The sequence below is a fragment of the Streptomyces sp. NPDC126503 genome (assembly GCF_040302405.1).
GTDB lineage: Bacteria > Actinomycetota > Actinomycetes > Streptomycetales > Streptomycetaceae > Streptomyces > Streptomyces gulbargensis.
In genome coordinates this window covers 72,189-94,601 of record NZ_JBEORS010000019.1, presented here as the reverse complement: position 1 = coordinate 94,601, position 22,413 = coordinate 72,189, and the positions used below count along the sequence as shown (strand labels likewise).

Sequence of the window (22,413 nt, the reverse complement as noted above, 5' to 3'; positions counted from 1 at the left end):
TGCGGCCCTTTCCCGTGCTGCCTGTCTCTTCGTCCTCGCGTGCTTCTCGTCCCCAGGAAAAGCTAACAGCAGGGCGCCCCGGAGGTCCGGGGCGCCCATCCGACCGGGTGGCTCCCCCGGTCTCGTCCCTCAGGCCGAGCGGGTCAGCCCAGTCGCGTCAGCTTCTTGTCGAAGCCCGGCTCCACCAGGTCCCTCTGCAGGGCCACCGGCGCGCTCACCCTGCCCGTGCCCTCGCCGATCGAGACCTGGCCGACGACGTCGCCCGCCTTGCCGGAGTGCGGGACGGCCTTGCCGCCGTCGGTCAGCTCCAGCTCGACCCGGAGGCCGGGCCAGCCGACGGCCTTGAGCTCCTTGGTGGCCACGACCGGGGTCCGGCCGCCGAGGCCGTCGTCCACGTGGCCGAGGACCTGGCCCTTGCGGATGACGGGGGCGGAGGTGACGTCGGCCTGGGCCTTCTGGATGAGCTTGAGGCTGTTGTCGATGGCGAGCTGGAGCTTGTCGTGCAGCAGCTTCGCGTCCTTCGCGCCCATGACGATGCCGAGGATGCGGCGGTTCTGGCCGTCGACGACGGTGTTCGCCGCCCAGAGCAGGTTGCCGCCGGCGGGGGTGGAGGAGCCGGTCTTGATGCCGCTCACACCCGGCTCCAGCAGGATGTTGTTGTTGTTCTCGATGCGGCCGGGGATGCCCTCGACGGTCAGGTTCGGCATGTTCACGATCTCCCGGAACACCTCGTACTGCATGACCGCCTTGGCCAGCTTCAGCTGGTCCACGGGGGTCGACACGGTGCTGTGGGAGAGACCGGACGGGTCCGTGTACGTGGACTGGGTCATGCCCAGGTCCTTGGCGGCGGCGTTCATCTTCCGGACGAACGCCTCCTCGGAACCGGCGTCCCAGCGGGCCAGCAGCCGGGCCACGTTGTTGCCCGAGGGGATCATGAGGAGCTGGAGGAGTTCCTTCTCCGAGTACGTCTGCCCCTCCTCGACCTGCGCCGTCGACTCGTCGGCCGCCTTGGCCTGCTCGCCGGCCTTCTTGTCGATGGCGATCTCGGGGCCCTTCTGCTTCCCCTTGATCGGGTGGTCACGGAGGATCACGTACGCCGTCATGGTCTTGGCGACGCTCGCGATCGGGGCCGGCTTCTGCGGTCCGTACGTCCCCATGGAACCGACGCCCTCGACCTCGACCGCGCCCTGGCCCTCGTGGGGCCACGGCATCCGCAGCTCGCCGCCCTGGAAGGTGAAGGTCGGCGCGGCCGTGAGGGTCAGCGCGGGGGCGGGCAGCGGGCGGACCATCTGCGCGATCGCAAACACGACCAGGAGCAGAAGGACCAGCGGCGTCCAGATCCGCACCCGGCGCAGGGTCGTCCGCAGGACGGTCGGCGGCGGGGGCGGGGTGTTCGTCAGCTCGGCCAGCAGGTCGAGCGGGGGCAGCGGCGGCATGGGCTGCTGCCGCGTCCGCTCGGGCTCGCTCAGCGACGCCGGAGCCGTGGGAGCGGCGGCGGCGGAATCGGCAGCCGGAGCGGCGGCGCCGGGAGCCTGGGCGCCGGCCGGGGTCGCGGCCTCCGGCTTCGCCGCGGGGGGCGTCGTGCCCTTCGATCCCTGGGAGGCCCAGGACGGCGTGGAGGCCGCCTTGGACGCCGCCGGGGCCTTCGGGGAATCCTCCGCCTTCCGCTCGGCCGGGATGTCCGGACGCAGGGGTACGAAGGTGCTCGTGCGCTCGCCGTCGGAGTCGGGGCCCGCGTCCTGGGCATCGACGCCGGACGCGCCGCTCTTGGCGCCGCGCGGGTCCTGCGGGAGCTTCAGGGCGGTCGTCGGCTGGTCCACGGCGGGCGCGGGCGTCACCGGCGGGCGGACCGCGCGGAACATCGTCGTCGGCTGGTCGACCGGCTCCTCCGCCGGGGCCCCGGCGGCCTCGGCGGACCCGGGGCCGCCTTCGCCGGCGTCGTCCGTGTCGTCCGCGTCGTCCGCGTCCGCCGAAGCGGCGGCCGACTCCCCGGCCTTCACCGGCTCGTCGGCCTTCTCCGCCGTCTCCGGCTCCTCGCTCCCCGTGGCCGGCGCCTGCGCGTCGGCCGCCGTTCCCTCGGCGGGCTTCGCGGCAGGCTCCTCGGGAGTCGGCCCGGCGGGCTTCTCCGCCCCCTCGCCCTCCGCCGTCGCGACCCAGGCCGCCACCGCCGCCTTCAGTCGCTCGCTGCCCGCCTCACCGGCCTCCGCGCGCTCCTCCGCCTCCGCGGTGGGCTCCGGGGCCGGCTCCGCACCGGCGTCGTCCTCGGACGTGCGCGGCGTCAGGGCCTTGAACACGGCTGTCGGCTGGTCCACCTGGACCGAGGCGGAACGCCGCGGAACCCCGCTGCCCGGATCCGTCGTCTCCTGCGACGAACCCTGCTGCTCCGCTCTGTCGGGGGACTCGCCCGCCACCGTGCCTCCTCCATGCGTCATACGTACGTCCGAACCGTCTACCAGTGTCCTGTGTGAACCCCTTGGCTCCCGTGCTAGACGAGAACGACATACCTACTGGTTCCCGGACGAACCACCCGGGCACTCTCGACAGATGAATGTGAGAGGGGTCACCCTGTCATTCATCCACGCGGGGAGGCATGGATGGGCAGGAGCCGCAGAACACTTCCGGAGGAGCTTCTGCTGCTCGCTCTGGACCCGACCACGGGTACCACAGCGCAGCCGCAGTCGCTCGACCTCGGCCTGGCCGGAGCACAGCTAGTGGAGCTGGCTCTGGCAGGACGGATAGCCCCTGACGGGGATCGTATCGCCGTGGTGATGCCACGGCCGACCGGAGATCCGACCCTGGACTCCGCACTGGAACTGCTGCGCAGGCGCGGCAGTCCGGTACGGGCCGTCCACTGGATCGGCGGGCCCCGACTGGGGCTTCGCCAGACGTATCTCTCGCATCTGGAGCGATGCGGCATGGTGCATGCCGTGGAGGGCCAGATGTGCGGGGTGCTGCCGACGACTCGCTACCAGGCGACAGACACGGCGATCAGCCGGGAGATCAAGGCCCGGCTGGACAGCGCGATCCGCACCGGCGTACCACCGGACCCGCGGACCGCGGCGCTCGCCGCACTGGCCCACGCGGTCGGTCTCGGCAAGCACCTGTACCCCGGCAACGAAGGACGGTCGTCGCGGTCCCGGCTGCGCGACCTGATCCGGCACGACCCGATGGGCGGCCTCGTGGCGCACGCCGTGATGGACGTCCAGAACGGGGTGGCGGCCCCGCCGCGCCGCGGCGCGGCGGGCGTTCCCGCCCAGCCGCGCGGCAGCATGGCCCGCGCCGCCGCACACTGACGTACGGCACGCACCCCACGCACCGCCGGCACGCCGAGCACCACCCGCATCACCAGCACGCCGAGCACGACCGCACGACCCGCAGCACCCCCCGTACGGACACCACCCTCCGTACGGACACCACCCCTGGCACCACACGGCCCGGGCGGGACGCCTCACGCGCCACCGCCCGGGCCGCACAGCTGTGCGGGGCGGCCCGACGGCCGCCCCGCACCCGTGCGTTGTCCCCGTTTCCCAGCGCACACCGCTCCTTTGGTGGCAGTCTGCCAAGCGGTAGATACTCACAGCTACCCAGCAGACAGCCGGAGGTGCAGTTTCCGTGGCGTCCAACGTCAACCCCACCGTCAGGCGACGCCGATTGGGACAGGAGCTGCGCAAGCTCCGGGAGGCGAAAGGCATGACGGCCGAGCAGGTCGCCGAGCGCCTCCTCGTCTCCCAGTCCAAGATCAGCCGCCTGGAGAACGGCCGCCGTTCCATCAGCCAGCGTGACGTCCGTGACCTGTGCGGCGTGTACGAGGTCGAGGACGAGCACATGGTCAACTCGCTGATGCAGATGGCCAAGGACTCCCGCCAGCAGGGCTGGTGGCACGCCTTCGGCGACATCCCGTACAGCGTCTACATCGGCCTGGAGACGGACGCCGAGAGCCTGCGCGTCTACGAACCGCAGGTCATCCCGGGTCTGCTGCAGACCCACGCGTACGCGGAGGCCGTGATCTCCGGCGCGCTGCCGGAGTCGACGCCGGCGGAGATCGAGAAGCGCGTCACCGTCCGCACCCGGCGCCAGGAGCGGATCCGGGACGAGGAGCGTCCGCTGCGGCTGTGGGCGGTCATCGACGAGGGCGCCCTGCGCCGGGTCGTCGGCGGCAAGCAGCTGATGGTCGAGCAGCTGGAGCACCTGATCGAGCAGTCGCACCTGCCGCACGTGACGGTGCAGGTGCTGCCCTTCGAGATGGGCGCGCACCCGGGGATCAGCGGCCAGTACTCGATCCTGGAGTTCCCCGACGCCTCCGATTCGAGCGTCGTCTACATCGAGGGCGTGACGAGCGACCTCTATCTGGAGAAGGCTCCGGATGTGGCGAAATACTCCCTGATGTACGAGCACCTGCGGGCGCAGGCGCTGAATGTGGAACAGACCCGGGAGTTCATCGCGAAGCAGGCCAAGGTGTACGCCCAGGGGTGACCGGAACGCGGTCGCCGGGGCGGGGGCCGGTACGGTACACCGCCCACCGCTCTCCACGGAACCCCCGGCTGGAATATGCCACCCGGTCGTGTGAACGCCGGTCCCGCGGCCCGGGACCGGCGAGTAGCGTCGATCACGCCATCGAGACCACGGTGGCACGACCTACGGGCAGAACCGGAGTTGAGCAGAATGGCGATTATTCAGGGCGCTACGGACACCTGGACGAAGTCCTCGTATTCCGGCGGGAACGGGGCCTGCGTCGAAGTGCGCTCCCCCGTCGTCGCCGCCGTCGCGGTGCGGGACTCCAAGGCTCCCGAAGGCCCGTCCCTCTCTTTCGGACCGGGCTCGTGGAACGTTTTCGTCGGCCAGGTGAGCAACGGAACCCTCTGATTCCGTACGCCCCTCCCGAGGAGCCCTCTCGACCGGTCCGCCGTCCTGGCCGAGGGGGCTCACGCATGTCCACCGCCACCGCCTGACGCCCCCGTCCGAGCCCCCGCCCAGGGGGCTCTCGCATGTCCGCCGCCAACCCTCGCGTGGTTCACAGACATGAACCAGGGTCAGCAAAGCGAACGATTTTACTTTCCCTTGACCCTCCACCGCGTTGTCTCCGCCCCCGAACTCCCCACACGATGAACGGCGTTCACAAGGCGGATTATCAAGGCGGACCAGAACCCCTGGAGGGGGCTCCATGAACAGTCTCGACTGGGCCGTGCTCATCGGCTACTTCGGCGTGATGGTCGCGATCGGTGTGTGGTCCCACAAGCGGGTGGACGACGTCTCCGACTTCTTCACCGCCGGCGGGCGCATGCCCTGGTGGCTCTCCGGCATCTCCCACCACATGTCGGGTTACAGCGCCGTGATGTTCACCGGTTACGCGGGCATCGCCTACACCTACGGCGTCACCTCCTACGTCACCTGGTCCTTCCCCATCGCCATCGGCATCGCCGTCGGCGCCCACCTCTTCGCACCCCGGCTCAACCGGCTCCGCTCACGTCTCCACGTGGCCTCGCCGCTCGAATACCTCAAGAACCGCTACAACCTGCCCACCCAGCAGGCCCTCGCCTGGTCCGGCGTCCTGCTGAAGATCGTGGACGTCGGCGCCAAGTGGGCCGCGATCGCCACCCTGCTCTCCGTCTTCACCGGCATCTCCCTCAACCAGGGCATCCTCATCACCGGTGTCGTCACCGGCATCTACTGCACGGTCGGCGGCCTGTGGGCCGACGCGCTCACCGAACTCGGCCAGTTCGTCATCCAGTTCTTCGCCGGGATCGCGATGCTCGTCGCCGTGCTCGCCGAGCTGGGCGGGTTCAGCGCCCTGTGGACCGTGTGGGACCGACCCGAACTCCAGGGGCACACCGCGCCGACCGCCGGCCCGTACACCCTGACGTTCCTCCTGGCCTACCTCTTCATCAAGACCTTCGAGTACAGCGGCGGCATGTGGAACCAGGCCCAGCGCTACATGGCCACCCCCTCTGCCCGCGAGGCGACCCGCTCCGGCCGGCTCTCCGCCGTCCTCTGGTTCGTCTGGCCGCTCGTCCTCTTCTTCCCGATGTGGGTGGCACCGCTGCTCGTGACCCCACAGAAGGCGGACGCCTCCGACTCCTACGCCCTGATGACCGAACAGCTCCTCCCGCACGGCCTGCTCGGCCTGGTCATCGTCGGCTTCTTCTCGCACACCATGGCCATGTGCTCCTCGGACGCCAACGCCATCGCCGCCGTCTTCACCCGGGACATCGCGCCCGTCCTCAGCAAGGCGGCCCGCACCTGGTCGCAGCGGGCCGGGCTGCTCGCCGCCCGCTGGTCCACGATCGCCTTCCTCGCCCTGTCGATGGCGGTGGCCACCCAGGTCAACTCCCCCACCTTCAAGGACATCATCACCGTCGTCATCAAGTGGGTGGCCGGGCTCATGGGGCCGATCGCGATCCCGTTCATGCTCGGTCTGCTGCGCGCCTTCCGGAAGTCCGGACCGACCGCGGCGCTCGTCTCCTGGGCGGCCGGCCTCTTCGCCTTCTGGCTCACCAACTACGGCCTGGACGGCATCGAGCTCCAGATCCAGATCGTCTCGCCGCTCGCCACCTCCCTCGTCCTGTACGTCCTCATCGGATACATCAGGCCGGAGGACACCCCGGAGCGCGACGCCGTCCTGGACCGGCTGCACTCCGACGACGGCAGCCCGGCGGGCGGCGGACCGGCCGGCGGAGCGGGCGGTACGGCGGGTGGTACGGCCGCCGTGCCGCCGCAGAGCCCGGCCCCCGGCGGGGACCGGACCGGTCAGGCCCTCGGGTAGCGGGCCAGCCAGCCGGGCGAGGAGGCCCCGGGGCCGTGCAGCGCGGCCCCCTGGGTCATCTCCATCGCGAAGTCGTCCGCCAGTTCCAGCACCGTCGCACGGCCCTCCAGCTCGGCCAGCCAGGCCGGCGGGAGGGCCGTCTCGCCGTGCAGGGCCCCCAGCAGCGCGCCCGTCAGCGCCCCGGTCACCGCCGAGGGCCCGTCGTGGTTCACCGCGAGGCGCAGCCCGTGCCGTACGTCCTCACCGACCAGGGCGCAGTAGACGGCCGCCGCCAGCTGCCCCTCGGCCCGGTCCTCGTCCGCCCCGAGCGCGGCCACCCGCTCCGGGTCCGGCACTCCTTCCCGTACGGCTCCGAGGGCGCGCTCCAGGGCCGCGACGACCGGCTCGTGGCCCGGGCGCGCGAGGAGCTGCCGCCGGGCGCCGTCGACGGCGGCCTCGACCGGACCGCCGCGCGCGACGCCGTGGAGGACGACGGCGAAGGCGCCCGCCGCGAGCATGGCACCGGGGGCGCCGTGGGTCTGGGCCGCGCACTCGACGGCGAGCTGGCAGACGAGCTCGGGTTCCCAGCCGACCAGGAGGCCGAAGGGGGCGGAGCGGGGCAGGGTGCCGGAGTCGGCGGCCTGCGGGTTCTTCGGCCTGTCCAGAGTGCCGAGGTGCTCGTCGCCGAGGCCGGTGAGGCAGGCGCGGGGCGGGTTCCGGCGGGCGTACAGCCACTCCTCGCGGCCCAGCCAGCCGAGGTCGGGGCGCCGCTCGTCCGGGCCCCAGTCGTGCTGGGTGGTGATCCAGCGGCGGTGTGCGCGGTGGATGTCGGTGGGCGGGTGCCAGACGCCGAGGTCGCGGCGGACCTGGGCGCGGATCAGGCCGTCGACGGTGAACAGGGCCATCTGCGTGGCGGCGGTGACGGCGCCCCTGCGGCCGAAGGCGGGGACCGGTTCGGTGAGCCCGTCCTCGCCGTGGGCCTCCCGGACCGCGTCGAGGGTGAGGCCGTGCGCCCCGGCGCCGAGGGCGTCGCCGACGGCGGCGCCCAGCAGGCAGCCGCGGACCCGGGACCGGAAGTCCTGCTGCTCGGCGCGGCCCCAGACGGCCGCGGCCGTCACCGCGGTGGCTCTCCCGGTTGCGGCGGTCGTCGCCACGACGTGCCCTCCCCCCGTACCCGGCCCGCGGACCCCGGCCCGCTGACACCCGTCGGCGCGTGCACCGGTCGGCGCGTACACCGGTCTGCGCAGCACTGTAATCGACCGGGTACGCCCGTTCGGGGGCCGGAACGTTATGTGTTCCGACGCCCCTCAGGCCGCTTTTGACCACAGAGCGGCGGAGTGCCCGGTCCGGCGTCCGGCTCCGTGGTCACTCCGCGGGGAGGACCGGCAGCAGCTCCGGAAGGTGGCCGTCCGAGGCCTCCGCCGTGCGGCGGCGCTCCTCGGGGACCTCGCCGTACAGGGTCGTGCGGGGCTTCGCCGGGCGTCCGGCCGCCTCCGCGATGGCCTCCAGATCGCGGATCGAGCGGTAGGAGCCGTAACCCGACCCGGCCATCCGGGAGATCGTCTCCTCCATGAGCGTGCCGCCGAGGTCGTTCGCGCCGGAGCGGAGCATCTCGGCGGCGCCCTCCGCGCCCAGCTTCACCCAGCTCGTCTGGATGTTGGGGATGTACGGGTGGAGCAGGAGGCGCGCCATCGCCGTGACCGCCCGGTTGTCGCGGACGGTCGGGCCCGGGCGGGCGATGCCCGCCAGGTAGACCGGGGCGTTGGTGTGGATGAAGGGCAGCGTCACGAACTCGGTGAAGCCGCCCGTCTCCCGCTGGACGCGGGCCAGGGTGCGGAAGTGGCCGAGCCAGTGGCGGGGCTGGTCGACGTGCCCGTACATCATCGTGGAACTCGACCGGATGCCCAGCTCGTGCGCGGTGGTGACGACCTCGATCCAGGTGGCGGTGGGCAGCTTGCCCTTGGTGAGGACCCAGCGGACCTCGTCGTCGAGGATTTCCGCGGCCGTCCCGGGGATCGAGTCGAGACCGGCCTCCTTGGCGGCGGTCAGCCACTCGCGGATCGAAAGCCCCGTGCGGGTGGCGCCGTTGACGACCTCCATCGGGGAGAAGGCGTGCACGTGCATGCCGGGCACGCGCTGCTTCACGGCCCGCGCGATGTCGAAGTAGGCGGTGCCGGGCAGGTCCGGGTGGATGCCGCCCTGCATGCACACCTCCACCGCGCCGACCTCCCAGGCCTGCTGGGCACGGTCGGCGACCTGGTCGAGGGAGAGCGTGTAGGCGTCGGCGTCGGTCCGCCGCTGGGCGAAGGCGCAGAAGCGGCAGCCGGTGTAGCAGACGTTGGTGAAGTTGATGTTCCGGGTGACGACGTACGTCACCTCGTCACCGCTCACCGCCCGGCGGACGTCGTCGGCGATCCGGGTCAGCGCGTCGAGCGCGGGCCCGTCGGCGTGCAGCAGCGCCAGCGCCTGCGGGTCGGTGAGCCGCGTCGGGTCGCCGGCGGCGACGGCGAGGGCCTCGCGGACGTCGGTGTCGATGCGCTCGGGGGCCATGCCCGGGGCGGCGGCCTCGCGGAGCGCCTCCCAGTCCCCGTACACCTCGTCGAAGTCCTCGCGCCGGTCGTGGGTGCGGCCCGTGGTGTCGATGGTGGTGTGCAGATCGGTCCTGCCGGTGCCGGTGAAGGCCTCGTCGGGCTCCTGCCAGGGCAGTCCGCGCACCACCGCGTCGGGGTTGGCGAGGCCCGTCTCCGGGTCGGCGAGGGCGCGGACGTGCGGGAGGAGCCGGGGGTCGAGCCAGGGTTCTCCCCGAGTCACGAACTCGGGGTAGACGCAGAGCCGTTCGCGCAGCTCGAAGCCGGCGGCGGCGGACCGCGCGGCCAGCTCCTCGATCGCGGGCCAGGGCCGCTCGGGGTTGACGTGGTCGATGGTGAGCGGCGAGACACCGCCCCAGTCGTCGATGCCGGCGGCGATCAGCCGCTCGTACTCGGCGTCGACCAGGTTGGGCGGGGCCTGGATGCAGGCGGCCGGGCCCATGATGAGCCGGGCGACGGCGACCGTGGCGACCAGGTCGTCGAGTGCGGCGTCGGGCATCCCGCGCATGGCCGTGTCCGGCTTGGCGCGGAAGTTCTGGATGATCAGCTCCTGCAGGGAGTGGTAGGAGCGGGCGACGCGGCGGAGCGCGAAGAGGGACTCGGCGCGCTCCTCCAGGGTCTCGCCGATGCCGAGGAGCAGCCCCGAGGTGAAGGGGACGGAGGAGCGACCCGCGTCCTCCAGGACCCGCAGACGGACGGCCGGGTCCTTGTCGGGGGACCCGTAGTGGGGGCCGCCGGGCTCGGACCAGAGGCGGGTGGCGGTCGTCTCCAGCATCATCCCCATGGAGGGGGCGACGGGCTTGAGGCGCTGGAAGTCGGTCCAGGACAGCACACCGGGGTTGAGGTGCGGCAGCAGCCCGGTCTCCTCCAGGATGCGGATGGCCATCGCCCGGACGTACGCGAGGGTGTCGTCGTAGCCGTGCGCGTCGAGCCACTCGCGGGCCTCGGGCCAGCGGTCCTCCGGCTTGTCGCCGAGGGTGATGAGCGCTTCCTTGCAGCCGAGCGCGGCGCCGCGCCGGGCGATGTCGAGGACCTCGTCCGGCGACATGAACATCCCGTGCCCGGCGGCCCGGAGCTTGCCGGGCACGGTGACGAAGGTGCAGTAGTGGCACCGGTCCCGGCAGAGCCGCGTGAGCGGGAGAAAGACGCTCTTCGAATATGTGACGACCCCGGGCCGCCCGGCCGCCGCCAGGCCCGCGTCCCGTACCCGCCCGGCGGAGGCGACGAGTTCGTCCAGATCCTCCCCGCGCGCCCGCAGCAGCACGGCCGCCTCGGCGACGTCGAGCGCCACCCCGTCCCTGGCCCGCCTGAGGGCGCGGCGCATGGCGTTCCGGGTGGGGGCTGCTGCCTGCTGATCCGTCATGCCCCGAGCATACGAGCGGGCTGCCGCGGGCGGGACGGACCGCTGATCTGAGTAGGGGTACTCAGCCGACCGAAGATCATTCTCTCTAGGATGGGCCGCCGTACGACGAGCGACGGGGGCCCATCCACCATGCCGACCTGGCAGCAACTGCGCGATGCCAAGCTGTCCGAGTACACCGACGCGGCCGACGGGTGGGGCAAGGTGTCGAGCCGTGCCGACGCCGGCAAGCGCAGCGTCGACCAAGGGATGCTGGGCCGGATCCGCGGCACCCAGAAGGGGCGGACGGCGGACGCGGCGACCCGCGACTGCGAGCAGCTCTCCCGCAACTACCAGTACCTGAACACCGAGTGCGGTCTGATCCGCACGGCCCTGAACGGCCTCGCGCACGAGCTCGCCGCCCCGCAGAAGAAACTGAAGCGGGCCCTGGAGGACGCCGAGAGCCTGAAGTTCACGGTGAACGCGGACGGCTCGGTGACCTACCCGGCGGGCGGCGAGAGCCTCCTCGACGAGAAGCCGCTCCCCGGCGGCAGCGCCTCCTCCACGCCGCTCTACCTCCCGGGCCTCCAGCAGGGAGGCGGCCTCCTCAATCCCCCCGGGCCGCTCCCCCTGGGGCCCGCCAACCCGAACCAGGCGAAGGCCCAGGCCGTCGCCGACGCGATCGCCGACGCCGTGCGCGAGGCGGGCGAGATCGACAGCCGCTACGCCTCGGCCCTGCGCAAGCTGAAGGCGGAGCCGGGCCTGACGGTGAACGCCGAGACGCTCGCGGACGCGGCCGCCGACACCAAGGCGCTGCGGAAGGCGGCCGAGAAGTACGCCGATGCCGCGATCCCGGACGGCGCGTCCCCGAAGGAGAACGCCGCGTGGTGGAACTCCCTCACTCCGGAAGAGCGTGAGGAGTACGCCACCCTCTCCCCGGCCTCCATCGGCGCCCTCGACGGCCTTCCGTCCGCCGTGCGCGACGACGCCAACCGCGTGGTCTTCGCGGAGACCAAGGCGAGGTACGAGGCGGAACTGGGCGCCATCCCGCCGGAGCCGAAGCCGAAGCTGGTCTCCCACGGGCCGCGTGGCGGCATGGTCTACAGCCAGGAGTGGCTGGACTGGCACCACAAGCACGAGGGCCGCCGGGACGCGCTCAACGCCAAGCTGGACGGAATGAAGGCGGTCGAGGAACGTCTGAAGCCACGGCCGGGCCTGCCGGAAAGCTACCTGCTGAGGTTCGACGGCGAGAAGGACGACGGCCGGGTGGTCCTGGCGGTCGGCAACCCTGACACGGCGGACCACACGGCGGTGTACGTGCCGGGGACGACGACGAAGCTGGAGGAGATCGAGGACAACCTCAAGCGCACCGACGTCCTGTACAACGGCGCCAAAAAGTTCGACTCGGGCGCCTCGCTCTCCACCATCACGTGGTTCGACTACAACGCGCCGAACAACATCCCCGAGGCCACGGTCAACCAGTACGGCGATGCCGGCGCCCCGACCCTGCGCCAGTTCATGAGCGGCCTGGAGACCGCCCAGGGCGGGCCGGAGAAGTCCCACACCACGCTCATGGGCCACAGCTACGGTTCCACCGTGGCGGGCATGGCCACCAAGCTGGAAGGCGGCCCGATCGCGGACGACATCATCGCGGTGGGCAGCCCCGGCATGCAGGTGGAGCACGCGAGCGACCTCGGGGTGGGCAAAGAGCATGTATGGGCCATGGGTGGCGGCTTCGACGACATCCTCGTGCGTCAGGGCGGACGGCTCGTCGGGCACGGTGAGGGCGGCAACATCCCCACGGACGAGGACTTCGGCGGCACCATCATGAAGAGCGGGGCGAAGGACCACGGTGACTTCTGGACCGACCAGTCCAGCATCGATAACCAGTCGGCGGTCATCGCCGGCAAGTACGACAAGGTGACCCGTGACTAAGCGACTCAAACTGGCCCTGCCCGCCCTGCTGGCATGTGCCCTCCTGACGGGATGTTCGAGTATGGGGAAGAACGCCGAGACACGCGACGAGGCGCAGATGCGGGAGGGGACGCAGCGCACGTCCAGCCAGGTCCTGGACATGATCGGCCTGAAGGGGAAGGTGACGGAGGGAGGGCCCCTGCCTCGGCCCTGCGACGGCTACGAGCCCGAGGGCGAGGTGGACCGGATGGACCACTCGTGGAGCATCTACGACCTTCCCTACGAGGAGCTGGAGCAGGCCTACGAAGGCATGCGCACCAAGCTCCCCGCGAAGGGCTGGAAGGTCACGCAGGACGGTCCGGACGAGAGCCCCGCGAAGACGCCGACACTGCGGGCCGACGCACCCGACGGCGACTACGCGGTGCAGCTCCAGCTCATGGACAACCGCAAGGACCCGACGTCGAAGACGAAGGCGTTGATCGGCGTCACCGTCGTCTCCCGCTGCTTCCGGCCGTCCTGACCTCCCGGCCCTACAGGTAGCGCGCGTACTCGTCCAGGGCGCGCAGCACGCCGCGTTCGTCCTCCGGTGGCAGTTGGAGCACGACCTCCTCGCAGCCCAGCTCCGCGTAGTGGGCGAGCTTGCCGGGGTTCGGGTGGACGGCGTACGGGACGACGTGGAGGGCCTTCGGGTCGCGGCCCGCGCGTTCCCAGGCGGTGCGGAGGGCCGGCAGGGTCTCGGTGAGGCCGCGGCCGCCGATCGGCAGCCAGCCGTCCGCCGCCGCGGCGATCCGTTCGAACAGCTTCGGTCCGGCGGCCCCGCCCAGGAGGGTGCGCGGCGCGCCGCCCGACGGTTTGGGCCAGGCCTCGGAGGCGCGGACGGAGACGCCGAACCGGCCCTCGTACGCGGTAGGTTCGGGCGCCCACAGGGCCCGCATCAGGGCGAGCCGGTCGTCGGTGACGGCCCGGCGGGAGGGCCAGTCGACGCCGTGGTCGGCTGCCTCCTCCCGGTTCCAGCCGTAGCCGACGCCGAAGGTGAACCGGCCGCCGGACAGGTGGTCGAGGGTGGCGATCTGCTTGGCCAGGACGATCGGGTCGTGCTGGGCGACCAGCGTGATGCCGGTGCCGAGGCCGAGCCGGTCGGTGACGGCGGCGGCCTGGCCGAGCGCCACGAACGGGTCGAGCGTCCGGCCGTACTCGCGCGGGAGCGGCCCACCGGCCGGGTAGGGCGTCTCCCGGGACACGGGGATGTGGGTGTGCTCGGGCAGATAGAGGCCGGCGAAACCGCGCGACTCCAGCTCGCGCGCGAGGCGTACGGGAGTGATGGTCTCGTCGGTCAGGAAGATCGTGGTCGAGATCCGCATAGCGGCACGGTAGGGGGTACGGGCCGGTTTTCCGAGAGGTACGGCACGAGAGCCTCGGGGCCCCGGCGCGGCGGAGTGGGGCCGGGCGGTCCCTACCGCCGTCCCGGGTCCACGGCCCGCTGCCGGGCGGCCGCGGCCCCGTAGCCGCCCTGGGTCCAGACCTTCTCCCGGAAGTGCTGGAGGCTCAGCGGGGTACGGTCCTCGCCGGGGGGGCCGACGAGGTGGACCGTGCCGCAGCGGTGGCAGTACCAGCCCCGGGACCACAGCTCCTCGGCACGGTCGCGGCCGCGCGTCAGGCGGGCGTGGGAGGCGCGGCGGCGCCACATCTCGACGAGGACGAGGAGGGCGACGCAGAGCGCCACGATCGAGGTCCAGCCGGTGATCGTGGACACCTCGGCGGCCGTGGGGACGTCTTCCGGCGGCAGGTTCCACCCCTCCGGGCCTGCGGGTTCCCCCGCCGGTTCGAGGGCGCCCCCGAGGAGGTACGCGGCGGCGGCGACGGCCCCCGCCAGGAACCCGAGGCCGCCGATCGCGTACGACGGCGGCCTCGGCACCGGCGCGAGCGCGTCGGAGAGCCCCGTGGTCACCGTCCGGGTCACGGTCCGTGGGGCGCCGTCCCGGCCCCGCTCCCGGCGGGTCACCGCGTCCCGGCCCGCCAGGTGCACGGCGGGAACGGCCTGTACCCGGTCGTCGCGCCCGCAGCCCGGGCACGTGTGCGCCGTACCGCTCATGCCGTCCCCCTGTGTCCCCGTCGTGCCCCGCACCATCCGTGCCCGGGGGGCCCTTGTCCTGACCGTCCGTGCCCAGGGGGACGGATCCGCGCGGGCCCCGGTTCCGTGGAGGGCGTCCACCGGCCGGTTTCCGCCCCCGGCGGCGAAAACCCGCTGCGCCCGGCCGGGACCGCCCCTACGGTGGCGCGCGTGCTGAAACGAATCGAGGCGTTCTACGACGCCGTCCCCCGCTCCTCCGCCCGCGCCGAGGACTTCGGCCCCCTGACCCTCTTCGTCCAGGCGGGCCGGGGCTGGCCGTACTACGCACGCCCGGCGCTCGGGCACACCGGTGAGGTGCCGATCGCGGCCGTGGAGAAGGTACGGGCCCGGCAGCGCGAGCTGGACGTGCCGGAGGCGTTCGAGTGGGTGGCGGAGACGGCGCCGGGGCTGCGGGCGGCGGTGGAGGCGAGCGGTCTCACCGTGCACGAGCACCCGCTGATGGTGCTGGCCGGCGAGGGGAGCGCCGTACCGGACCCGGAAGGGGTGACCGTACGGGTGGTGGAGGCGGACGACCCGGGCCTGGAGAGTGCCGTCGCCGCCCCCTACGGGGCCTTCGGGGCCACCCCCGAGCCGGGCGCGGCGGAGCGGGTCGCGGGGCGGATCCGGGACGGATACACCCGCCTCGCGGCGGCCTTCGACGCGTCGGGGACGGCCCTGGCGGCCGGCCAGCACCAGACCGTCGGAACGGTCTCGGAGGTCGTCGGGGTCGGCACCCTGCCGGAGGCGCGCCGACGGGGCCTCGGGCTCGCGGTCACGGCCGCGCTGGTCGCGGACGCCCGGGCCCGTGGCGTGGAGCTGGTGTTCCTGACGGCGTCGGACGGGGACGTGGCCCGGCTGTACGGCCGGCTCGGTTTCCGCACGGTCGCGACGGCGCTGATCGCGGAGGCGTGAAAAGAAATTTCCCGGCTCGTGTCACATCACGCTCACGGGCTCCGTCAGTGAGGTGAAGGCGCCGCACCGGAGCGGCGCCCACCGCGCACGAGACCGCTGAGGAGCGATCACCATGGCGACGACCCACGTCCCCACCGCCCGCATGTCCAACCCCGCCTACCTCCTCCCGGGCGCCGCCCAGGCGATCCAGGAGCTGCTGAAGGCCAGCCGCCAGGGCGGTGCCCCCGAGTCGATCCTGGAGCTGGTGCACCTGCGGGCCAGCCAGATCAACAACTGCGGTTTCTGTGTCGACTTCGGGGCCAAGAGCGCGCGGAAGGCCGGGATGAGCGAGGAGAAGCTGTTCGCCGTCGCCGCCTGGCGCGAGACCCCGTACTTCACCGACGAGGAGCGGGCGGCGCTCGAACTCGCCGAGTCGGCGACCCGGCTCGCCGACAACGCGGACGCGGTGCCGGACCCCGTGTGGGACGCGGCCGCGGACCACTTCGACGAGAAGCAGCTGGCCTCGATCGTGCTGATGGTGGCGATCACCAACTTCTTCAACCGGATCAACGTCAGCGTCCGGCAGCCCGCCGGAACGTTCCCGCAGCCGTGACGGAGGCCCCGGGGGCCGGAGTGCTCAGCGGGGCTCCCGCACCATGAACACGTCGATCGCGTCCTCGGACTCGACCGTGAATCCCTCCCGCTCGTAGAGACGGCGGGCCGCGCTGCCCCGGAGCACCTGCAGGCGGACGGAGGCTCCCGCCGAGTCCGCCCGCTCCAGCAGGCGGCGCAGTACCGCCGTCCCGAGCCCTCTCCCCTGCGCTTCGGGGGCGAGGTAGAAGTGCTCCAGGTACAGGCCGTCGCCCGTCCCGCTCGGGCGGTACGTCACCGAGCCCGCGAACGCGCCGCCGGTCTCGATGACCGAGGTGTACGTCTCCGAGAAGCCGTCGAGCACCCGCTGCCGCACCCGGTGCTCGTCGTAGAGGCCCAGCCGTTCTAGGTCCTCGCGCATGACCAGGGCCCGCAGCTCGGCGATCGCCCCGACGTCCTCCGCGCGTCCGGGCCGCAGCGTCCATTCCGGGGCCGCCGCCCCGTCCCTCGCCATGTCCACGTTCATCGTTCCCATGGGCGCATCCTAGGGATGCGCCCCGCACGGCCCGGCGGTCCGCGGCGGCACGTACGACGAAGGTGGCGGGACCCCCCACGGGCCCGCCACCTTCGCGTTTCCGGAACGGCTCGGACGAGCCGGTGGGACCGGGGGCGCGGGACGGTGTTTCAGGTGACTCAGGAGTCCCGCGGGCCCGGTTCCGTCAGTCGGCGACCACCAGCGACGGGGTCTCCTTGGTCAGCACCTCGCCCCGGAAGAAGGCCGGGCTGCGGCGCTGCATGATCAGCATGATCACCACGCCGACGAGCAGCAGTCCGACGCCGATCACGAAGACCGAGCCGACGCCGAGGACGGCGGAGCCGGAGCCGTAGGCCGGGTCCCACATGTCGTACAGGGTCTTGCCGAAGACGGCGGTGAGCATGAGCCCGCCGAGCAGCGGCATCAGGCCCTTGTAGGCGAAGTCCCGGCCGGAGCGGAACAGCTCGCCGCGGAAGTACCAGACGCAGGCGAAGGCGGTCAGCGCGTAGTAGAAGCAGATCATCAGGCCGAGCGCGTAGATGGTGTCGACCAGGACGTTCTCGCTGACCAGGGTCATCACCGTGTAGAAGGCGCCGGTGGCGACACCGGCGACGACGGTGGCCTTGCCGGGGGTCTTGAAGACCGGGTGGACCTTGGTGAAGGAGCCGGGCAGGGCCTCGTACGTGGCCATCGCGAGGACCGTGCGGGCGACCGGGATGAAGGTCGTCTGGAGGCTGGCGGCGGCGGAGGCGAGGACGGCGACGAAGAGGAGCACGCCGAGGACGGAGCCCATGACGGGTCCGGCGAGGGCGGCGAAGACGTTGTCGGAGGTCTCCGGGTTGGCGAGGCCGAGGCCCTGGTCGCCGGAGCCGACGGCCATCTGGGCGGCGATGCCGGTGGCCAGGTACGAGCCGACCAGGACGACCATGGCGATGAGCGCGGCCCGGCCCGGGGTCTTGGCGCTGCCGGTGGTCTCCTCGTTGGTCGCCATGCAGGCGTCCCAGCCCCAGTACATGAAGATCGAGAGGGAGAGTCCGGCCGTGAAGGCGGCGAAGGACTGCACCGCGAAGGGGTTCATCCAGGACCAGGAGAAGTCGACCGAGGTCTCGAAGGAGCCGGCCTTCGTGAGGGCCAGCGCGACGAAGACGGCGAGGACGACGAGCTGGAGGCCGACGAGGGTGTACTGCACGCCCTTCGTGGCGGTCATGCCGCGGTAGCTGATGGCGGTCGCGGCGGCGATGAGCGCGAGGCAGGTGACGATGTGGACGGCCTTGTTGTCGTCCAGGGCGGCGACGGACTCGCTGCCGCTGATCTCACCGGCGAGGAGCCAGAAGTAGGAGGTCGCGACGCCCGCCAGGTTGGAGAGGACGATGATCGTCGCGATGACGAGACCCCAGCCGCACATCCAGCCGATCCGGGGGCCGAAGGCCTTCACGGTCCAGGTGAAGGAGGTGCCGCAGTCGGGCATGACCCGGTTGAGCTCCCGGTACGCGAAGGCGACGAGGAGCATCGGGAGGAAGCCCGCGAGGAACACGGCCGGCATCTGCAGGCCGACCTCGCCGGCGGTGGAGCCGAGCGTCGAGGTCAGGCAGTAGACGGGGGCGACCGTCGAGATGCCGATGACGGCACTGCCGAGGAGGCCGACGGAGTTTCCTCCGAGGCCCTTGGTGCGAACGCCGTGGGTGTCGCCCGGGGCGTCGACGCCCCTTACCGTGTCTCCGGCCTGGGGCCGTGCTTCCACCTGAGTCATGAACAGGACGTTAAGTGCTGCGGTTTCCACATCCGGAGGACCGCAATCCGCCGAAGTTGACGATCAAATGCCTTGCATTAAGAGGGCGAACCGGGCTCGCCACCGATGATTGAAAGATCGACAACCGGCTGGGGCCGACCAACTGGTAGGTCGGTCGGCCGCCGTCCGTTATGCGGGAACCGCAGCGACACCCCAAATGTCCGTTTCTAAAATTTCCCGAGGAATTTTCGTCGGCTCCCCGGCCCGTACGGACAACGGCCTGCGGCGCGCCGTACGCCCGCGGCGCGGACGCCCGGCCGCTCCTCGTGACCACCACCTCCTGAATCCGCCGCGCGTCGCCCGCCGGCCGCCGCACCGGCCCCCTCCGTCAGGCCCGGGGACGAGCGGGAGCCCCACCGGAGAGGGGCGGTGGACGGCGCGCCGGACGGCTCCGTAACGGCTCCGCAACGGCCGCCCCGATGCTGACGGACTCCCTCCGGACAAGGCAGACTGTCGTGGGCGAAACCAGCGGTACGGGCAGGGGGAGCTATGGACCGTGAGGACGGGCCGCGAGTTCCGGTGCAGCGGACTCGGAAGGCGAGAGCGGCAGCCCCGGCCGGGGAGAACGCCGGGACGGAACTCGGTGCGCCACGGGGTGGCACGGGTCCGGGCGCGACGCGGGCCGCCGGCATCCCGGGCGGTGCGGATTCCGGTACCGCTTCCGCAACGGCTTCCGAAGCGGGAACGGGACCGCGTGGCGCCGATTCCGGTACGGCTTCCGAAGCGGGTACGGGGCCGGGCGGCGCCGATTCCGGGACGGCTCGTGTCGACACCCGCCCGGGCACGGCCCCGGCCGGCACCGATTCCGCGACGGCCGCCGGCGCCGTGAGCACCGCCGTGAGCGCCCCTGCCGCAGGCGCCACCGCCACCGGCACCGGGCTGCGCTTCGGTGTCCTCGGTCCCGTCCGGGCCTGGCGGGACGGGACGCCGCTGGCCACCGGCTCCCCCCAGCAGCGGGCCCTCCTCGCCGCGCTGCTCCTGCGCGGCGGGCGGACCGCCACCGCCTCCGAGCTGATCGACGCTCTCTGGGGCGAGGAGCCCCCGTCGCAGGCCCTCGCCGCCGTCCGGACGTACGCCTCCCGCCTCCGCAAGGCCCTCGGCCCGGAGGTCCTGGTCAGCGAGTCCGGCGGCTACGCCCTGCGGACCACCGCGCTCGACGTCACCACCGCGCGGGACCTGGCCGCGGAGGCGGAGAAGCTGCGGGCCGCCGGGAACCGCGCCGCAGCACGGGAGCGGCTCGCCCGGGCGCTGGACCTGTGGGACGGCGAGGTGCTCGCCTCCGTACCCGGCCCGTACGCCGAGGCCCAGCGGGCCCGCCTGGAGGAATGGCGGCTCGGGCTCCTGGAGACCCGGCTGGACATCGACCTGGAGATCGGCGCGCACGCCGAGGCCGTCTCCGAGCTGACCGCGCTCACCGCCGCGCACCCCCTGCGCGAGCGGCTGCGGGAACTGCTGATGCTGGCGCTGTACCGGAGCGGCCGGCAGGCCGAGGCGCTCGCCGTGTACGCGGACACGCGCCGGCTGCTCGCCGACGAACTCGGCGTCGACCCGGCCCCCGAACTCTCCCGGCTCCAGCAGCGCATCCTGCGGGCCGACGCCGAACTCGCCCGCCCCGTCGAGGAGCCCGCCCCGGCCGCGACGGCCGTCGCCCGGCCCGCCCAACTCCCGGCGACCGTCCCGGACTTCACCGGCCGCGCCTCCTTCGTCCGCGACCTGGGGGACCGGCTCGCCACCGCCGAGGGGCACGTCATGGCCGTGTCGGCGCTCGCGGGCATCGGCGGCGTCGGCAAGACCACCCTCGCCGTGCACGTGGCGCACGCGGCGCGGCCGCACTTCCCGGACGGGCAGCTGTACGTGGACCTCCAGGGCGCCGGTGCCCGCGCGGCGGCCCCGGAGACGGTGCTCGGCTCCTTCCTGCGCGCCCTCGGCACCCCGGACTCGGCCATCCCCGACTCCCTGGAGGACCGGGCCGCGCTGTACCGGTCCACCCTCGACGGCCGCCGGGTCCTCGTCCTCCTGGACAACGCGCGGGACGCCGCCCAGATCCGGCCGCTGCTGCCCGGGACGGCGGGCTGCGCCGCGCTCGTCACCAGCCGGATCCGGATGGTCGACCTGGCGGGCGCGCACCTCGTGGACCTCGACGTGATGTCCCCCGAGGAGGCGCTCCAGCTGTTCACCCGGATCGTCGGGGAGGAGCGGGTCTCGGCGGAGCGGGAGGCGGCCCTGGACGTGGTCGCCGCCTGCGGGTTCCTGCCGCTGGCCATCCGTATCGCGGCCTCCCGGCTGGCCGCGCGCCGCACCTGGACCGTGTCGGTGCTCGCCGCCAAGCTGGCCGACGAGCGGCGGCGCCTGGACGAGCTCCAGGCGGGCGACCTGGCCGTCAAGGCCACCTTCGAACTCGGCTACGGCCAGCTGGAGCCGGCCCAGGCCCGCGCCTTCCGCCTCCTCGGCCTCGCCGACGGCCCGGACATCTCCCTCGCGGCGGCCGCGGCCCTCCTCGACCTGCCGCCGCACGACGCCGAGGACCTCCTGGAAGCGCTCGTCGACACGTCCCTGGTCGAATCGGCCGCGCCGGGCCGCTACCGCTACCACGACCTGGTCCGGCTCTACGCGCGTGCCTGCGCCGACCGCGACGAGCAGCCCCCGACGCGGAAGGAGGCCGCGCTCTCGCGGCTCCTGGACTTCTACCTCTCGACGGCGGCCCGCGTGTACGCCATCGAACGCCCCGGCGACCGGCTGGTCGACCACCTGGAGCCCACCGAGTACGAGGGGCTCAGCTTCACCGACCGCCACGAGGCCCAGGACTGGCTCTACGCCGAGGCCAACTGCCTCCTCGCCTGCGTCCGCCAGTCCGCCGCCGCCCCCACGACCCTCCGCCGCGCGGTGGACCTCCTCTGGGCGTCCCTGGACCTGGCGGAGTCGGGCGCGAACTCCCGGGAGTACGAGGCGGTGGCGGCGGTCCTGCGCGAGGCGGCGGGCGCGGCGGGCGACGTACGGGCGGAGGGGCGGGCGGCGCTGACCCTGGCGTATGTGCAGCACGTCACGGGGCGCTTCGACGAGGCGGACGGGGAAGCCCACGGGGCCATGCGACTGGCGGCCTCGACAGGCGACGAACTGCCCGTGTGCTGGGCAGCCAACGCGCTGGGCATCATGGCGCTTTACCAGGGCCGCAACGACGACGGTGAACGCTTCCTGACCCGGGCCACGTCCGCGTTCCGGGCGTGCGACGACGCCGCCGGTGAAGCCAGCGCCCTGTGCAACCTGTCACGGATCCACCTGGCGATGGGGAAAACGGATCTCGCGGTGGAGCTTGCCCAGCGGGGCACGGACATGTACGACGCCATGGGTCACGCGCTGAAGGGAGCCAACGGGCGCTACGCTCTGGGCCTCGCGCTGACCCAGAGCGGTCAGCTGGTGGAGGCGGCGGCTCGGCTCACCGAGGCCCTGAACGTGTTCCGGGACAGCCGGCAACGGCTCTGGGAGGGCATGTCGCTCTTCAGGATCGCCGAGGTCGACATCGCGGCCCGCCGGTACGCACAGGCCGCGTCGAACTCGGAGATGGCGCTGGCCATCCTGCGAGGAGTGGGCGGCGAGTGGCGTCGGGGACAGGTACTCGTCGTGCTGGGGCGTGCGCTGTCCGGCATCGGTCAGCACGGACGCGCGCAGGTCTGCTGGCAGGAAGCGCTCGGCATCTTCACCGAGCTGGGCGCCCCCGAGGAGAACGAGGTGCGGGCCCTTCTCGGTCGGGCCGCCGCCGCCTGACCACTGAGCTGCGCGTTCATCGTTCGTTTATGGGCGTGCGGCATTCTCAACTCATCGATCCGCCGCATCGGGGGGCGGACGGGTCGGTGGTACGGCCGTCACACCGTCGCACTAGGGTGAACGGCTTCGAGTGGGCCCCCGGTTGTCCACGGGGG

The 22,413-nt window shown here is 72.5% G+C and carries 16 protein-coding genes; 9 read left to right on the top strand and 7 right to left on the bottom strand.

The features are described 5' to 3' along the window. Window positions 1-143: 143 nt before the first annotated feature. Window positions 144-2,432 (bottom strand): D-alanyl-D-alanine carboxypeptidase, encoded by a 2,289-nt coding sequence (locus ABTY40_RS23240; RefSeq protein ID WP_352061284.1) that lies wholly within the window; start codon window positions 2,430-2,432, stop codon window positions 144-146. 162 nt (window positions 2,433-2,594) lie between these two features. Here ABTY40_RS23240 and ABTY40_RS23235 point away from each other — a divergent pair, with 162 nt between their 5' ends. The 4 genes from ABTY40_RS23235 to ABTY40_RS23220 all read left to right on the top strand — a co-directional run bounded on the left by ABTY40_RS23235 (window position 2,595) and on the right by ABTY40_RS23220 (window position 6,760). Further along, window positions 2,595-3,293: a GOLPH3/VPS74 family protein gene (locus ABTY40_RS23235; protein ID WP_345287417.1), complete on the top strand. Its 699-nt coding sequence runs from the start codon at window positions 2,595-2,597 to the stop codon at window positions 3,291-3,293. A 319-nt stretch (window positions 3,294-3,612) separates the two neighbouring features. Next, on the top strand, window positions 3,613-4,473 hold the full coding sequence (locus tag ABTY40_RS23230; protein WP_345287415.1) for a helix-turn-helix domain-containing protein: 861 nt from the start codon (window positions 3,613-3,615) through the stop codon (window positions 4,471-4,473). A gap of 189 nt (window positions 4,474-4,662) precedes the next feature. Continuing rightward, entirely contained in the window at window positions 4,663-4,863 is a 201-nt protein-coding gene (locus ABTY40_RS23225) for a DUF397 domain-containing protein (protein WP_309051386.1), read from the top strand. 298 nt (window positions 4,864-5,161) lie between these two features. Further along, window positions 5,162-6,760 carry a sodium:solute symporter family protein gene (locus ABTY40_RS23220; RefSeq protein ID WP_352061283.1) on the top strand — a complete coding sequence of 533 codons (1,599 nt, stop codon included), beginning with the start codon at window positions 5,162-5,164 and terminating at the stop codon, window positions 6,758-6,760. Here the strand turns inward: ABTY40_RS23220 and ABTY40_RS23215 are convergent. Next, window positions 6,745-7,893: an ADP-ribosylglycohydrolase family protein gene (locus ABTY40_RS23215; protein ID WP_352061282.1), complete on the bottom strand. Its 1,149-nt coding sequence runs from the start codon at window positions 7,891-7,893 to the stop codon at window positions 6,745-6,747. The genes ABTY40_RS23220 and ABTY40_RS23215 overlap by 16 nt on opposite strands. Window positions 7,894-8,104: 211 nt before the next feature. Next, window positions 8,105-10,690 (bottom strand): bifunctional FO biosynthesis protein CofGH, encoded by a 2,586-nt coding sequence (locus ABTY40_RS23210; protein ID WP_352061281.1) that lies wholly within the window; start codon window positions 10,688-10,690, stop codon window positions 8,105-8,107. A 129-nt stretch (window positions 10,691-10,819) separates the two neighbouring features. Here ABTY40_RS23210 and ABTY40_RS23205 point away from each other — a divergent pair, with 129 nt between their 5' ends. Then, a complete protein-coding gene (locus ABTY40_RS23205) occupies window positions 10,820-12,601 on the top strand; it encodes an alpha/beta hydrolase (RefSeq protein ID WP_352061280.1) in 1,782 nt (593 codons plus the stop codon). 61 nt (window positions 12,602-12,662) lie between these two features. Further along, window positions 12,663-13,100, top strand: a complete 438-nt coding sequence (locus tag ABTY40_RS23200; RefSeq protein ID WP_352061279.1) for a hypothetical protein — start codon at window positions 12,663-12,665, stop codon at window positions 13,098-13,100. Window positions 13,101-13,110: 10 nt separating this feature from the next. Here ABTY40_RS23200 and ABTY40_RS23195 read toward each other — a convergent pair whose 3' ends face one another. Both ABTY40_RS23195 and ABTY40_RS23190 read right to left on the bottom strand, forming a co-directional pair. Next, window positions 13,111-13,941, bottom strand: a complete 831-nt coding sequence (locus ABTY40_RS23195; protein WP_352061278.1) for an LLM class F420-dependent oxidoreductase — start codon at window positions 13,939-13,941, stop codon at window positions 13,111-13,113. A 92-nt stretch (window positions 13,942-14,033) separates the two neighbouring features. Continuing rightward, window positions 14,034-14,672 (bottom strand): hypothetical protein, encoded by a 639-nt coding sequence (locus ABTY40_RS23190; RefSeq protein ID WP_352061277.1) that lies wholly within the window; start codon window positions 14,670-14,672, stop codon window positions 14,034-14,036. A 189-nt stretch (window positions 14,673-14,861) separates the two neighbouring features. Between ABTY40_RS23190 and ABTY40_RS23185 the strand changes: the two genes are divergently transcribed. Together ABTY40_RS23185 and ABTY40_RS23180 are read left to right on the top strand one after the other, a co-directional pair. Further along, complete coding sequence (locus ABTY40_RS23185; RefSeq protein WP_502990646.1) at window positions 14,862-15,602, top strand: GNAT family N-acetyltransferase; 741 nt, start codon at window positions 14,862-14,864, stop codon at window positions 15,600-15,602. A gap of 112 nt (window positions 15,603-15,714) precedes the next feature. Next, entirely contained in the window at window positions 15,715-16,194 is a 480-nt protein-coding gene (locus tag ABTY40_RS23180; protein WP_345287396.1) for a carboxymuconolactone decarboxylase family protein, read from the top strand. A 24-nt stretch (window positions 16,195-16,218) separates the two neighbouring features. Here ABTY40_RS23180 and ABTY40_RS23175 read toward each other — a convergent pair whose 3' ends face one another. Beyond that, window positions 16,219-16,707 carry a GNAT family N-acetyltransferase gene (locus tag ABTY40_RS23175; RefSeq protein ID WP_352061275.1) on the bottom strand — a complete coding sequence of 163 codons (489 nt, stop codon included), beginning with the start codon at window positions 16,705-16,707 and terminating at the stop codon, window positions 16,219-16,221. A gap of 184 nt (window positions 16,708-16,891) precedes the next feature. After that, the gene (locus tag ABTY40_RS23170) at window positions 16,892-18,457 is read right to left on the bottom strand and encodes an APC family permease (protein ID WP_345287392.1); all 1,566 of its coding nucleotides are present in this window, start codon (window positions 18,455-18,457) and stop codon (window positions 16,892-16,894) included. Between the two features lie 528 nt (window positions 18,458-18,985). Between ABTY40_RS23170 and afsR the strand changes: the two genes are divergently transcribed. Further along, window positions 18,986-22,258 (top strand): SARP-family global regulator AfsR, encoded by a 3,273-nt coding sequence (gene afsR, locus ABTY40_RS23165; RefSeq protein ID WP_352061274.1) that lies wholly within the window; start codon window positions 18,986-18,988, stop codon window positions 22,256-22,258. The last annotated feature ends 155 nt before the right edge of the window (window positions 22,259-22,413 follow it).